This is a genomic window from Sphingorhabdus sp. 109, assembly GCF_902506555.1.
GTDB lineage: Bacteria > Pseudomonadota > Alphaproteobacteria > Sphingomonadales > Sphingomonadaceae > Parasphingorhabdus.
This window is the reverse complement of record NZ_LR732707.1, coordinates 3,120,391-3,134,288: the sequence shown is the minus strand read 5'-3', so window position 1 is coordinate 3,134,288 and position 13,898 is coordinate 3,120,391. Positions and strand designations below refer to the sequence as shown.

Here is a 13,898-nt window from a genome sequence, read left to right as displayed (position 1 = left end):
CGGGCAATGATCGCATATCCGGGATTTGTCAAGTTTTCTCGCTGGGCCTAGCGTTCCGGGACCAGTTCACGGAAGCGGTCGATCTCGCATTTCGCTCCGGTTCGCGAGTGAAGAATATCGCGGCCGGTGCATATTTTCCCGTCATCCGTTTTCTCGACATAGAAGCCCGAATAGAAGCTGCGCGCCTGGCATTTGTCCTCCAGTTGTGCCCGGATTCTCTTGCGGTCCTTGGTAATCAGATCGAGATAGCGGTCCGCAAACATCTGCACGCCAAGAATATTGTTCATCGGCACGCATTTTCCCATTTTCTTTTCCCGATAGGTTTTTTTCACGGATTCGCGGGAAAAATCCGCCATCGGTGCGAGTGGTGTCGGACGCCGACGAGGAACGCGAATAATCACCCGCTTTTCGATTCGGACCTGCGCAAAGAGCAGCGGACGCTCCGCCACATGGACCATGGCTGCGTCTGCCGACGGCATCTCGAGCGGCCGCATCTCGTGTGCATCGGGCACAGAGAGCAGCAATATCGCTGTAAGTGACAGGCTCACCATAATCCTTTAACTAACCCTTGCCTTGCCTATATCAGCAGTGATTGAATATTGCATGAACTGAGGATTTTCTATCTGTTAGCGTCTTGATATTCTTCGGCAAGGCTGATCCGCAACAGCGAACCGATGGCACCACCGCAGAGGGACTGGAATATGTCAGAAAAGGCCGATTGGCTGGAAGAAATGCAGGCGGTTGTCGGCCCCAAAGGCTTCACTCGCGCAGGTGATGAGATGGCACCCTGGCTCACCGACTGGCGTGGCCGGTATACTGGTGCGGCGCTCGCGATGATCTCTCCGGCAAACACGCAAGAGACGGCAGAAATCCTGAAAATTGCCAATAAAAACACCGTTGCGATCGTGCCGCAGGGAGGCAATAGCGGTATGGTCGGAGGGGCAACGCCGGATCGCGATGGCCTGTCGGTTCTGTTGTCAACGCGCCGCATGAACCGGATCCGCTCGATCGCACCACAGGACCAAATGATCTTGTGCGAGGCCGGAGTCATTCTCCAGAATCTGCACGAAGCACTGGCAAACGAAGGCCAGCGGTTTCCGCTGACCCTCGGCGGCAAAGGTTCGGCCACAGTCGGCGGTCTGATTTCGACAAATGCCGGCGGGACCCAGGTGCTTCGCCACGGGACCATGCGCGCACTGGTTAGCGGTATTGAAGCGGTCCTGCCCGACGGTAGTATTTTTGACGGCCTCTCGGCGCTGAAGAAAGACAATCGCGGCTATGATCTGAAACATTTGTTCATTGGCGGAGAAGGCACGCTGGGCATTGTCACCGCCGCTACGCTTAAAACCGTACCCGCCCTCGTCGATCGTTGTGTCTCTTGGGCCGCAGTCGACAGCACCGGTGCTGCCTATCAGATGTTCCGCTTTCTCAATCAGAGGACACCACAGTCGCTGGAAGGTTTCGAGATCATCCCCGAAACCTGCCTGCAGTCGGTATTGCGACACATTCCCGGTACCCGCGCGCCGCTTCAGGAAGAGCATCGCTGGCATATCCTCATTGAAATCGTGCGCGATCAACCGGACGCGCAGGATCCTAGGTCGGTCACCGAAAAACTGTTGGCAGAGGCGTTGGAACGGGGGCTGGTTGAAGACGCAACGATAGCGGCCAGCGAACAGCAGGCAGAGGATTTCTGGAAAATCCGCGATTCGATCTCCGAGGCAGAGCGCGCCAGTGGCCCGGCCCTGCAACATGATATCAGCGTACCGGTACCCGCTATGGCCCGGTTCATCAAGGAAGCATCGCCGGTCATAGAGGCGAGCTTTCCTGGTACGAAAGTCATCGCGTTCGGCCATATGGGAGATGGCAATGTCCACCTGCACGTCAAAGCGCCGGCGGGCGTGGTTCCTGAGCAGTGGATACGGGACTATGCGACGCGGATAACACCGCTTGTCCATGACCTCGTCATCGCGGCAGGCGGATCCATTTCGGCAGAACATGGAATCGGGCAGATCAAGCGCGCAGAACTGGAGCGACTGTCTTCCGACGCCCGCCTCGCTATGCTGCGCGCAATTAAAACGGCGATCGATCCGAAGAATATTATGAACCCGGGAAAACTCGTTCCTCTTGCGTCCGGTCAGTCAGGCTCTTAAAGCGCAAGACAACTATTCGGTTTCAACAGTAATTTTCGGAGAATATAACTATGGCGAGCACGCCACAAGCACAAGCCCTACCGATGTTCTACAAAGATCTGGTTCCGCTGAATTCCAATGAACATGGCACATGGAAAGTCAAGGGGCTCGACAACGCATCCTTCATGCAGTCGCAGCACGCCATTCCGATCACCACCGATGAATTCATCAATGCAGCGCGCAACTATCCGATTGTCTTTTCGGTCGGTGATAATAGCGTACCGCTGATTCTCATGGGTTTGAACGAAGGTGTGAACACGTTCATGAATGATGAAGGCCAGTTCAGCGAACCCGCCTACGTCCCGGCTTATGTCCGCCGGTACCCGTTCATGCTCGCAAAATTGCGCCCGGAAGCCGAAGAACTGTCGCTATGCTTCGACCCAACCACCGACGCAATTGGTGACTATAAGGAAGGTGACGCGCTTTTCGAAAATAGCCAGCCCAGCGAAACCACCAAGAACATCCTGAATTTCTGCGAACAGTTTGAACAGGCTGGCCAGCGAACCGGCCAGTTCGTGCAGGAGCTGGACAAGATGGGATTGTTGATGGACGGAGAGGTTTCCATTCAGCAAACCGGCGTTGAAAAGCCATTTGTCTATCGCGGATTCAAGATGGTCAACGAGGAAAAATTGCGCGAACTGCGCGGCGACGAGCTCCGCAAGATGAACCAGAACGGGATGTTGCCGCTGATCTACGCCCATCTCTTTTCGCTGCAGGTGATGCGTGATGTATTTGCGAAACAGGTTGCTGCCGGCAAGATGCCGCAAGTGACCGAAGCTCCCTCCGTTCCGGTTTAACCGCACAAAGCGGCCTGCTTCGTCCGATTTGGCCGAAGCAGGCCATGGTCTTCGAAAATTTTCTACTTCCGGGTCTTGCAACCTAGAGCAACTAGGCCCACATGGGCGTTGTAATGGTTCGCATCCCCCGATCGAATCATTACCGGCATTCCTCTGGAATGCCACCTCCCTGAACCTTGGCCACCTCGTCGAACCGACGAGGTGGTTTTTTTATTGAAAAGGCTTCATTCGGCCGCTTCCAGCTGATCCTGGCCTGACAGTTGCTCGGCCAGCATCATGCAGCAATGACGGATCAATTCCGCAACAGAGCTGGCGGCAGCTATCGGTTCCCGCATATTCCGGTCGAGATATAACGAACGGTCCACTTCCAGCTGGAAAGCATGGATATTGCGTGACGGATTACCATGCCGCTCCAGAATATAGCTGCCCGAATAGGGGTGATTCGTCTGGACCAGATGACCGTGTCTGCGGAAATGACCGGCGGCCAGTTCGACATAGCGCGATTCACAGCTTCGCCCGAAACGGTCGCCCAGCACAAAACCGATCTTGTTGTGATTCTCGTCGACGGTTGACGGCATGCTGTGCAGGTCAAGCAGCAGCGCGCATCCGAAGACGGAGTGGATCCTGTCCAGCAGATGCGCAACCTGCGCGTGATAGGGTTCGTGATCCTGCTCGATGCGGTCAATGACATGCTGCAGTGACCATTTGTTCCGCCACAAATTGCCTGCCCCGTGCAGTCTCCGCGGCAGCAAGCCCAGACCGCCCCTCACCTTTCTGCTCATCTGGCCGGTCTGCGACGGATCCATACCAATCACCATCGCCGGATCAATCTCGCTTCGGCTGCGATTGAGATCTATCCAGGCCCGCGGCTTGCGGGCAATGATCGCAGGGAAGCCGCTGGCAATAGCCGAGGCCGCTAGCCGATCCGAATAGCGGTCTTCCAGCCGCAAAAGATGGGAAGCAGGCACATTCAGGTTATCGAGCAGCTCTGGCGGATATTCGCGGCCGGAATGGGGGACGCTGACCAGCAACGGAAAGCGGAACCCGTCGACATTGGACAGGGAATAGGTCGGCAGCGACGCCGGGATTCGCCCTGGAACCGGATTAGTCATATTGCTGCCTTCCATAATCGGGTTCCCTCGCCAAAATAGTCGCCTTTTTCGGAAAAAAATTAACCGATTTGCACTTATATACCGGCCTCGGCATATAGGCAGGCTTGAAATCAAGCATATTCGGGAAGGCGCGACAAAATGATTAGGATTCTCCTCGCGGAAGATGAACGGGCGATGCGTGAGCATCTTACACGGGCACTGGAGAAAGCCAACTATGAAGTTATCGCCGTAGACCGCGGGACAGCTGCGGTGCCACTGCTCGCCGAACAGGAATTTGATCTGCTATTGACCGATATCGTGATGCCGGAAATGGACGGAATCGAACTCGCCCAGCATTGCGCGTCTGTATGCCCGAAGACCCAGGTCATGTTTATCACCGGTTTTTCCGGCGTGACATTGCGCGCCGGGGAGTCTGTTCCGAAGGCCAAAATCCTGTCCAAACCCTTCCATTTGCGCGATCTGGTCATGGAGGTCGACCGGCTGTTTGAGCCAGACAGTATCAGCGACCTGAATTAAGCCTTGCGCCAGCCGGAACGGCTGGCTAGAGGGCCTCCAGTGTGGGCGTATAGCTCAGTGGTAGAGCACTTCGTTGACATCGAAGGGGTCGGGAGTTCAACTCTCTCTACGCCCACCATTTTCCACACAATTCAGGCAGCCAGAGCAATCGCGTTGCCGGTATCCTGGCTCGGCGGATGCCCGTACCAGCTGGTATAGGCGCGGGTGAAAGCGCTCAGTTCGCTATATCCCAACTTGGCAGATATTTCGGAAAGATTCCGCGTGCCTTCGAGAAAATAGAGATGGCAAGTGTCCCGCCGCACCTGCTCCAGCAACTGGCGATAGGAAATGCCCTCGGACACTAGTTTGCGGCGCAACGTGCGTTCGGCCATGCCGAAGGTCCGGGCTGCCGCATCAAGGCTGAGGCCGGATTTGTCGAGCAGATATAACAAATATTCGTAGGTCAGCTTCGCGATATTTTGTCGTTCGAATCTGGCCCGGGCGAACGACGTCTCCTGCTTCCGGACCGCCGTAATAATCGCCGGATTATGACGCTGGATCGGCATGGTCATCGCCATATGATGATATTCCAGATAGGTGGATGGCCGGTTGAAATGGCAAGGTATCGGATCCCGTCCGGAATCTGCGCTCGGGAAGCCTCGGAAGCCATCAGGCCGGCGGTGGGCAAAATGCGCCGCTTTCACGGTCTTGAAGCGCCCTGCGGCCAGCAATTCCCCGCATTGATGGACCAGAGAAAATAGGATGTGGACAAGATCCGGTGCGGTCGCCTCACCCGGGTTCCAGACCAGCCGGTCACCGGAGGAAAGCGACAGAATTTTTGCCACCGGCTCCTCGCCCCCCAGTCGCTGTTCAGCGACAAGGTCAAGCAGCGCTTCACCAAAACTGGGCTGGAAAAAGGCAGTAAACCCGCGATCGGAAAAGCCCTGCGGCACCATCTTGCCGCCAATCTCGGCGTGAATATCGGTACAGTTGAGTTCATCGCGCGCCGCCGCGCAAAGGCGGGCAATCGCAATGTCATCCAGTTGATAGCCGGGATCACGCAATGCCGCTTCGGAACAGTCCAGCGCCTTCAAAAGCTGTGGCTTTCGGGCCTGAAGGGCATGGCAGCTGAGATAGGCACGGTACAGAAACGGAGCCGCAATCTTCAGACCTGTGGATGCCGTATATTCCATGGCTCCAAGCTAGAAGCCGAAATGCATTTTACTCAACTGGCTTTCGACAAGGATGCAAAATCGGCGACGAATATGTCGATTATGGTTAATTCATGCCCCGCGGCAGCCCATTCAGTAGCGAATGACCGACGCTCCCCAGGTAAATCCACCACCCATTGCTTCCAGAACCAGCAGATCTCCGGCCTTGATTCGACCATCGCGTACAGCGGTATCCAGGGCCAGCGGCACCGATGCCGCCGAAGTATTGGCATGCAGATCGACCGTCTTGATCACCTTTTCCGGCGGGAGGCTGAGCTTCCGGGCCGTTGCATCCAAAATCCGGGCATTGGCCTGATGCGGCACAACCCAGTCGACATTGTCGACCGATTCACCGGATTCTTCCAGCACCTCTTTCAGGACGGAGGACAGGTTGACCACCGCGTGGCGAAACACTTCGGGGCCTTTCATGCGCAGCTTGCCGACAGTCCCGGTGGTACCGGCGCCGCCATCAACGTAAAGAAGCTTGTTGTGTGCGCCATCGGCGTGCAAACGGGTGGCAAGAACGCCTTTTTCACCCTGCTCCGCTGCCAACACAATCGCCCCGGCGCCATCGCCAAACAGGACACAGGTCCCGCGGTCTTTCCAGTCGAGGATCCGGCTGAAGGTTTCTGCGCCGATAACCAGCGCATTCTGCGCGCTGCCGGCCCGAATCATGCTGTCCGCAACAGACAGCGCATAAAGGAAACCGGAGCAGACCGCTGCGACATCAAAGGCAACGCAGCCGTTGCATCCCAGTGCATCCTGAACGATCGTGGCGGTTGCCGGAAATGTCTGGTCGGGAGTGGCGGTGGCAACGATGATCAGATCGATGTCCGCAGCGCCAAAGCCAGCCGCCTTCATCGCCTTGTCCGCAGCCTCTATCGCGAGCGTAGAGGTCGTCTCGTCATCTTCGGCAATATGCCGGAATTTTATGCCTGTCCGCTCGACAATCCACTCGTCCGTAGTGTCGACGCGCTTGGCCAGATCGGCATTGGAAACACGCGTGCGCGGCAGAGCCGACCCGGTTCCCTTGATAACAGACCGTCTAGCGGCATCGTTCATTTTGCTACCTCTGCTATCGGCGCTGCTTCGCTGATCTTGGTCAGATCCTCACTAATCCGCTCGAGAATACTGTCCTCGACCAGACGGGCAGCCACTTCGACCGCATTGGCAACCCCTTTGGCATCCGCGCTGCCGTGGCTTTTTACCACCACGCCATTCAGGCCAAGAAACACAGCACCGTTGTGATTATTGGGATCAAGATGCCCTCGCAACATTTCGGTTGCCGGACGGGATATCAGAAAGCCGATTTTCGATCGCAGGCTGCTCAGAAAACTCTGTTTCAGCAGATCGGTGACAAAGCGCGCTGTGCCCTCGAGGGCCTTGAGCGCGACATTGCCGGAAAAGCCGTCGGTGACAATAACGTCGACTTCACCGGTGGAAATCTTGTCCGCCTCGGTGAAACCCAGAAAATCCATATGCAGGCTACCGGCGCCTTTCAGCGTCGCGGCGGCTTCCTGGATCGTGCCAGTGCCCTTGGCCTCTTCGGTGCCGATATTCAGCAATTTCACCTTGGGCCGGTCAAAACCGTGCATGATACGGCTATATGCGGCGCCCATAACGGCAAACTGAACGAGGTTCCGGCTATTGCATTCCGTGTTGGCGCCCAGATCGAGCATTACCACGTCCGTGTCCTTCATCGTCGGCAACAGCGCCGACAATGCCGGCCGGTCGATACCCGGCATGGTGCGCAACGCCAGCTTGGCGATAGCCATCAGGGCACCGGTATTGCCGGCGCTGACAGCGGCACTGACTTCGCCGCTTTTGACAGCATTGACCGCCATGCCCATGGATGTGGTCTTGGACCCGCGCAGCGCCTGCGCCGGTTTGTCGTCACCGGACACGATATCCGGCGCGTGCAGGATTTCCGAGTCCGCGCTCAGATTGGGATGATCCTTCAGCGCTTCGCGAATCTGCGTTTCATCACCAACGAAAAGAAACTGAAAGCCAGCATGACGGTGACGCGCAAGCGCGGCGCCTGCAACCATGACACGCGGGCCTTCATCTCCGCCCATCGCATCAATCGCGATTCGCGGCCTCATTCCCACCAGCTATTCCCCTTGATTGCGCGTCAGAAGCCGAGAGACTAGCCGATTAAAGATCGACGGCCAAGACTTCCCGGCCATTATAATGACCGCAGCTTCCGCACATATGGTGCGGACGCTTCAATTCACCGCAGTTCGGGCATTCCTGATAGGCTTCGACTTTCAAAGCATCATGTGACCGGCGCATACCGCGTTTGGAGGGCGTCGTTTTTCTTTTAGGTACAGCCATTGCTAAGCCTGTTCTTTAAAATTTAAAAATCCATAGCATGCTCAATTTGCTGATCGGCCAAGCCTGACAAACTGTCTCTGATATTGCAGAGAATCGCTTGGTCTTGGTTCAACAGATTGCACGCGAAATGGCGCGTATAATGATTTTCCTGTGCGTTGCAAGCATTGTGCTTCTATAGCAGCCCTATAATTTTCATATATTTGGGGGACAAGATGATTTTACCGATAACATTGACCGTGGCCGGCGCAGCAGCGCTGATCAATATCTGGCTCATGGTCCGAGTCGGCCAGGTCAGGGGTAGCGAAAAAGTCAGCGTCGGTGACGGCGGCAACGAAAAAGTCCTGCGCCGCATGCGCGCGCACAGCAACTATATCGAAAGCGCGCCGTTTGTCCTGTTGCTGGTCGCGGCTATCGAGTTAGCCAGCGCCACATCCCCGACATGGCTCTGGGTCGTAAGCGGCCTTTATCTGCTCGGTCGCGTCGCCCATGGCGTCGGCATGGACGATGGGAAATTTGGCAAGGGCCGGATGATCGGCACGGTTGTAACCATGCTGGTCCTGCTCGGGCTTGGTATATATGCGATCAGCATCCCCTATCTGTCGATTTAAGGAACTGGTTGCCGGCCAATGAGACTGTTCCGACCGAAAAGGCCGCTTGATACAGACGAGTGGGATTGGCAGCTTGCCAGTTTCAAATGGCTGATAACGGAGTTTGGCGGGATAGAGAAACATCCGGCCAACCGGCTGGTCCTGCCTAACGAAACCTTTTTTCCTGGAACGAGCGCAGACCCGTCCCGGAAAGCCCAGCAGATTTTTGAACAGGTCAAACTTTTGGCTGGCATGGGCGACTGGCCGACAAAGCTGGTGCAAGGCGATCAGACGCGCGAGATGGCTTTGGAGTCAGGCCAAATGCTCACACACGACAGCCATACACCGGCGGGGGAATATCGGCTTCTGAAAGCGGCCGACGGTCAATATCATGCACAGATCAGCTATAACCCCAGCCAGCTCGGCGATCCAGCCAAACTGATCGCGACCTTTGCCCATGAGCTGTCCCATTATCTTATGAGCACGGCGAAAACAGCGCCACCGGGTGGCTGGGAAGTGCATGAACTGACAACCGATCTCTGTTCGGTCTATCTGGGTTTCGGAATTTTCATGGCTACCAGCGCATGGAATTTCGCAGGCAGCAACGAAGGCTGGCAATATGAGCGGCAGGGCTATCTGAATGAACGGATGCTGATCACCGCAATGGTTATCTGGGAGACTCTGGCGAAGCGAAATCCTCTCGAGGTACTACCCTATCTGAAGCCCCATCTCGCCAAGGACACACGAATGGCCAACAGATTCGTTCAGAAACGCGATCTGCTCGATGAAGTCATGGCCACCGACCTGTCAATCTTCGCTGGCGGCGAAACTACAGCCGAGGATAGCGGCACTGTCTAGCGCGCCGCCAGCACATCGTCTGCAACAAACGCATTGGTCTTGCGTTCATAGCCGAACTGGCTGGTCGGGCCGTGGCCGGGGATGAAAGTCACATCGTCGCCGAGCGGCCAGAGCTTCTGGGTGATGGCGTTGATCAGATCCTGATGATTGCCGCGCGGGAAATCGGTTCGGCCGATTGACCCCTGAAATATAACATCGCCGACCACCGCCAGCCGCGATGGCTGATGATAGAAAATTACATGACCCGGCGTATGACCCGGGCAGTGGATTACATCGAGCGTCAGATCGCCGACGGTGACCTGGTCGCCGTCCTCCAGCCAACGATCGGGAACGAAGCTCCTCGCTTCCATGCCATAGCGGGCGCCATCACCGTCGAGCTGGTCAATCCAGAACAGATCATCCTTGTGCGGCCCTTCGATTGGTATCCCCAGTTCTTCCGCCAGCATCCCCGCCTGCCCGCAATGATCAAGGTGGCCATGGGTAATGATGATCTTCTCCAGATCGACACCATGCTCTTCGACTGCCGCTTTCAGGCGATTTAGATCGCCGCCCGGATCGCTCAGAGCGGCCTTGTTGGTCTTGGTGCACCAGAGGAGTGTGCAATTCTGCTGGAGCGGCGTGACCGGAATAACCACGGCCTTTAAAGGTGCATCTGTCATGAAAGACTATTTGGCTGTGCAACGCGCAAGTTGCAAGGCCCCAAAATGGAGAGGCGTTACAGCCGCCGTCCGGTCCAGACGACCCGGCCGATGATGTTTACGCTTTCCGCACTGACATCCTCCCAATCCGGATATTGCGGATTATCGCTGCGGATCGAAAGCTTTCCCGACGGCCCCATCGCAATCCGTTTGACCAGCAGCACGTCATCCATGCGCAGCACATAGATGCCGTCGCGCAAGGGCCGAGACGCAGCGCTGTGATCCACCATGATGTCGTCGCCATCGCCGAGAGTCGGAACCATCGAATCACCGTCGACCGCAATCAACGACATATGGGCAGGATCAGCGCCCAGCCGCCGGAGCCATTTGCGTCCAAAACCCATGGATTCCGCATATTCGTCATCCGCCAGCGCACCTGATCCAGCCGATGCACCCACCTGCAATTGTCTGATACGCAACAACCCATCCGGAGTAACCGGGGCAGACCGGTGCGATTCGCGCTGAGCGGGAGCGCCGAGCAGCCGTTCCTCGACATCATAAAATTCGGCCAGTCTGCGGCGGTCTTCCTCGTCCAGTTTTTTAGGGACTCCGCGGCGGATATATTGCTGGATATAGGCGGCGTTCTTGCCGAGCATCTTCGAGATCGCGGCAAAGCCATGCCCGTTCTTGCGGATCAGATGTTCGAGATGGGCACGGGGATCATCGGACATAGCCGCCACAACATAATGGCACTGGCCGAAATTGGCAATAGGATTTTTCCTAGACATGTAGGAAATCGCATTTCAAATAGGATTTTCCCTATTCAATGAGTCGCCCGATCGAGCGACTGGCGGCGAGAAGGAGAATACCGGTGCCATTATTGCGAAAAATCGAGATATTTCTGCGCGAAACCGACATGTCGTGGACCAAATTCGGCCGGCTTTCGGTTCGAGATCCCCGTTTTGTCCAGGATTTGCGTAACGGGCGCCAGCCCGGTCGGGACATTTCGGAGCGGGCGGAAGATTTCATGCAGATGTGGCGGACAGAACATGCCGGCTGAGCGAGCGCAAAGGAAAGCCTGTCCGCGCGATCCCGGCTCGTTGCTGATCCGGCAGATGGCAACGCTGGCAGGCAGTCACCTGCGGGTCACATTAAAGCGCGAACGCGCGTGGGCGAGCATAACCTTTGCCGGAACGCGATACACTGTCCGGGTTGACCGGAAGGATATATCCCGTCCGGAGACGTTGCGGAAACTGGCCGACATCCTTCCGAGCCATGAATTTGCAATTCCCGGTCATTTTGTCGCGGATATGCTGGTCACGCAACAGTCGGAGCAGCAATTGCAGGTGGACGCCCTGCTAATCGTCGATCCGGTCGAGACCTGAATAGGATCAGCGATGAGCCGTCATTTTCTCCAAAGTGCCAAGCGCCGCCTTCAAAGCCGCATCCATGTCGGCCTGCCGTCTCGATTCGGTGTCAATGTCAGCCGTTTCGACCGCCTCGACCGACCGCAGAGGTGGAATTGCAACCGGAGCGGGCTCATTGGCCGCCTCTACCGACGTAGCCTTCTCACTTGGACTGGGTGCGGATTGTGCAGGCACCGCAGGCGGCGCGATTGACTCGCGCCTTTCCAGAACTTCGAGACGCCGAAGCCCGGCTTCCAGGCGGTCGGCAAGCTGCGCCAGAGACAGGGTGGAAAGATTTTCGCGCTCGGCGCTCGATGTTTTGAGCGGAGCGGCATCTTCAATACGGTCAGACGCTTGTTTTTCTCCGGCTTCCGGAGCCGTGACTTTTTTGGCTGCAGGCTCGGCCATCGCGACCGGTGACTCCGCCTGCATCACTGGCTCAGCGCGCTTTTGCTCAGGCTCGGCCGGATCAAACCGCTTGATCGATTCGGCCAGTGGCGTGCCCAGATCGGATGCAGCAAAAATCGGCTGGCGCACCGGAGCATCGGGATGCCGGTCGGCGGCCCGGACATCCGGCAGGTCCTTCAGTTCGGTCACCTGGCCCGGAGCTTTTTTGGGCTTTTTCAGAAATTTGGTCAATGATTTGGCCGAAAGGTTCAGCTTGGGCATCGAAAATCGTGATTTTCCGTCCCGTTCCTCGGCCACCGGCTCCGTCGTCAGATTTTTGCGTAGTGCCAAGCTCATATCGGAGCCTCCTTCATGTGAGTTCGTCTTGTGATTTAAAAAAAGATACAATGCGGAAGCGGAAACCATACCAGCGGCGATCGCGATCAGGCCGCGCGCGGTATTCCCGAGCGGCGGTGCCGCAGCAGGGACGATTTCCGACAGTCCGGTCATGCCGACAATATTTTCAAGATAGACATGCGGCAGGGTTGCTATCACCAGTGCTGCGGCAATACCGCCTGCGACCGCCATTGCGGGCTGCTTGAACCGAATAAAGTCCTGCTGTATCTGCTCCACGTCATTCTCCACCATCTCAGGCCGCGCGCTCGAACGATTTGCGCTCTATCAACCCTTGGTAAACAGGGGTGTAACGCAAAATGTTTGACGACCAGTTACGATCCGCCTCGACAAATTTCTTTGCGTCTTCAATGACTTGCGCCCAGGAAGTGCTGTTATCGAGCAAAGCGCCCAGTTTTTCGGCGATTTTTTCCGGATCGCCCGCAGGGAAAAGCGTACCGGTAACCCCATCTTTAATCAGTTCCTGGTGGCCACCGACATCCGATGCCGCTACCAGCCGTCCCTGCGCCATAGCCTCAAGCGGTTTGAGCGGTGTTACCAGTTCGGTCAGCCGCATCGGCTTGCGCGGGTAGACCATGATATCCATCAGGCCATAGAAGCGCTCCACCTGTTCATGGGGCACCCGGCCGGTGAAGGTTACGGCTGATTGTATCCCCAGATGATCGACCTGCGATTTGAGCGCTTCTTCCATCGGACCGCCACCGACAAGCAGCAGGTGCACGTCCGGATGGGAGGCCTGCAGAATTGGCAGAGCCGCGACCAGATCGTCGAGCCCCTCATAATCATAGAAACTGCCGATAAAACCCAGCACCGGCTTACCGGCAAGGCCCATTTCCTTCAGCAGCGATTCGTCGCGTGCCGGCGGCTCGCCGAACAGGTCCAGATCAACGCCATTCGGGGATACGGTGATCTTTTCAGGCCTTACCCCGCGTCCGATCAAGTCGGATCGCAGACCTTCACAGATCACCGCAACCGCATCAGCGCCATTGACCACATGGTTTTCCAGTTGCCGGGTCAGCCAGTAGCGCGGGCTGTTTTCGCGGCCGGTGCCATTGCCGACTGCGGCATCCTCCCAGAAAGCACGAATTTCATATACCAGCGGCAACCCCGTCTTCTCGGCGGCCCGTAAAGCGGCCAGCCCGTTGAGGGCGGGAGAATGGGCATGGAGAACATCCGGTTGCCATTCCCGGACCGCCTGTTCGATCCGCTCTGCCAGAACCGCAACTTCACGCCATTCCCGCAAGGGGGAAGGACCCTGAACCTGAGCCAATGTCCGGAAAAACTGCAGTCCGTCAAATTCTTCCAGCAACTGCTCCGCTACATAGCCATGCTGGTTCTGCCGGACACCGGTTACACCGGCCACGGTCAGGCCGCTGGCAATCTGTGCCTTCATGATCGCCCGCGTGCGAAAACAATAGCCGCTGTGCAGCGGCAGGCTGTGGTCCAAAATATGTAATATTCGCGTCATGG

At 56.8% G+C, this 13,898-nt stretch carries 17 protein-coding genes and 1 tRNA gene; 8 read left to right on the top strand and 10 right to left on the bottom strand.

Features of this window, described 5'->3' with window-relative positions:
• Nucleotides 1-47: 47 nt before the first annotated feature.
• Nucleotides 48-551 carry a hypothetical protein gene (locus BOSE62_RS14890; RefSeq protein WP_236554063.1) on the bottom strand — a complete coding sequence of 168 codons (504 nt, stop codon included), beginning with the start codon at nt 549-551 and terminating at the stop codon, nt 48-50.
• 150 nt (nt 552-701) lie between these two features.
• On the opposite strand from BOSE62_RS14890, the gene BOSE62_RS14885 reads away from it, so the two are divergent.
• Nucleotides 702-2,150: an FAD-binding oxidoreductase gene (locus tag BOSE62_RS14885; RefSeq protein WP_159647531.1), complete on the top strand. Its 1,449-nt coding sequence runs from the start codon at nt 702-704 to the stop codon at nt 2,148-2,150.
• 50 nt (nt 2,151-2,200) lie between these two features.
• Nucleotides 2,201-2,986, top strand: coding sequence for a SapC family protein (locus tag BOSE62_RS14880; protein WP_159647530.1), 786 nt, complete (start codon nt 2,201-2,203; stop codon nt 2,984-2,986).
• Nucleotides 2,987-3,210: 224 nt separating this feature from the next.
• On the opposite strand, the gene BOSE62_RS14875 is transcribed toward BOSE62_RS14880, so the two are convergent.
• Nucleotides 3,211-4,098: an N-formylglutamate amidohydrolase gene (locus tag BOSE62_RS14875; RefSeq protein ID WP_159647529.1), complete on the bottom strand. Its 888-nt coding sequence runs from the start codon at nt 4,096-4,098 to the stop codon at nt 3,211-3,213.
• Nucleotides 4,099-4,236: 138 nt separating this feature from the next.
• Between BOSE62_RS14875 and BOSE62_RS14870 the strand changes: the two genes are divergently transcribed.
• Together BOSE62_RS14870 and BOSE62_RS14865 are read left to right on the top strand one after the other, a co-directional pair.
• Nucleotides 4,237-4,614, top strand: a complete 378-nt coding sequence (locus BOSE62_RS14870) for a response regulator (RefSeq protein ID WP_159647528.1) — start codon at nt 4,237-4,239, stop codon at nt 4,612-4,614.
• 43 nt (nt 4,615-4,657) lie between these two features.
• Nucleotides 4,658-4,732 (top strand) — tRNA-Val (locus tag BOSE62_RS14865).
• 13 nt (nt 4,733-4,745) lie between these two features.
• Here the strand turns inward: BOSE62_RS14865 and BOSE62_RS14860 are convergent.
• The 4 genes from BOSE62_RS14860 to rpmF all read right to left on the bottom strand — a co-directional run bounded on the left by BOSE62_RS14860 (nt 4,746) and on the right by rpmF (nt 8,138).
• Nucleotides 4,746-5,786, bottom strand: coding sequence for a helix-turn-helix transcriptional regulator (locus BOSE62_RS14860; protein ID WP_159647526.1), 1,041 nt, complete (start codon nt 5,784-5,786; stop codon nt 4,746-4,748).
• Between the two features lie 111 nt (nt 5,787-5,897).
• Entirely contained in the window at nt 5,898-6,866 is a 969-nt protein-coding gene (locus tag BOSE62_RS14855) for a beta-ketoacyl-ACP synthase III (RefSeq protein WP_159647524.1), read from the bottom strand.
• Entirely contained in the window at nt 6,863-7,906 is a 1,044-nt protein-coding gene (gene plsX / locus BOSE62_RS14850; protein ID WP_159647522.1) for a phosphate acyltransferase PlsX, read from the bottom strand. Before plsX ends, BOSE62_RS14855 begins: the two co-directional genes overlap by 4 nt.
• Before the next feature lie 52 nt (nt 7,907-7,958).
• Nucleotides 7,959-8,138 carry a 50S ribosomal protein L32 gene (gene rpmF / locus BOSE62_RS14845; protein WP_082896673.1) on the bottom strand — a complete coding sequence of 60 codons (180 nt, stop codon included), beginning with the start codon at nt 8,136-8,138 and terminating at the stop codon, nt 7,959-7,961.
• Nucleotides 8,139-8,350: 212 nt separating this feature from the next.
• Between rpmF and BOSE62_RS14840 the strand changes: the two genes are divergently transcribed.
• Complete coding sequence (locus BOSE62_RS14840) at nt 8,351-8,746, top strand: MAPEG family protein (RefSeq protein ID WP_159647520.1); 396 nt, start codon at nt 8,351-8,353, stop codon at nt 8,744-8,746.
• 18 nt (nt 8,747-8,764) lie between these two features.
• Nucleotides 8,765-9,583, top strand: coding sequence for a hypothetical protein (locus BOSE62_RS14835; RefSeq protein ID WP_159647518.1), 819 nt, complete (start codon nt 8,765-8,767; stop codon nt 9,581-9,583).
• Here BOSE62_RS14835 and BOSE62_RS14830 read toward each other — a convergent pair.
• Both BOSE62_RS14830 and BOSE62_RS14825 read right to left on the bottom strand, forming a co-directional pair.
• A complete protein-coding gene (locus tag BOSE62_RS14830; RefSeq protein ID WP_159647516.1) occupies nt 9,580-10,242 on the bottom strand; it encodes an MBL fold metallo-hydrolase in 663 nt (220 codons plus the stop codon). The two genes, BOSE62_RS14835 and BOSE62_RS14830, sit on opposite strands and share 4 nt — an antisense overlap.
• Before the next feature lie 56 nt (nt 10,243-10,298).
• Entirely contained in the window at nt 10,299-10,952 is a 654-nt protein-coding gene (locus tag BOSE62_RS14825) for a S24 family peptidase (protein WP_159648075.1), read from the bottom strand.
• 140 nt (nt 10,953-11,092) lie between these two features.
• Here BOSE62_RS14825 and BOSE62_RS14820 point away from each other — a divergent pair, with 140 nt between their 5' ends.
• Nucleotides 11,093-11,281, top strand: coding sequence for a hypothetical protein (locus BOSE62_RS14820; protein WP_443028811.1), 189 nt, complete (start codon nt 11,093-11,095; stop codon nt 11,279-11,281).
• Nucleotides 11,271-11,606, top strand: coding sequence for a hypothetical protein (locus BOSE62_RS14815; protein ID WP_159647513.1), 336 nt, complete (start codon nt 11,271-11,273; stop codon nt 11,604-11,606). The genes BOSE62_RS14820 and BOSE62_RS14815 overlap by 11 nt, the downstream gene beginning before the upstream one ends.
• Nucleotides 11,607-11,612: 6 nt before the next feature.
• On the opposite strand, the gene BOSE62_RS14810 is transcribed toward BOSE62_RS14815, so the two are convergent.
• Complete coding sequence (locus tag BOSE62_RS14810) at nt 11,613-12,647, bottom strand: hypothetical protein (RefSeq protein WP_159647511.1); 1,035 nt, start codon at nt 12,645-12,647, stop codon at nt 11,613-11,615.
• A gap of 16 nt (nt 12,648-12,663) precedes the next feature.
• A complete protein-coding gene (locus BOSE62_RS14805) occupies nt 12,664-13,896 on the bottom strand; it encodes a TIGR04063 family PEP-CTERM/XrtA system glycosyltransferase (protein WP_159647509.1) in 1,233 nt (410 codons plus the stop codon).
• Nucleotides 13,897-13,898: the final 2 nt, after the last annotated feature.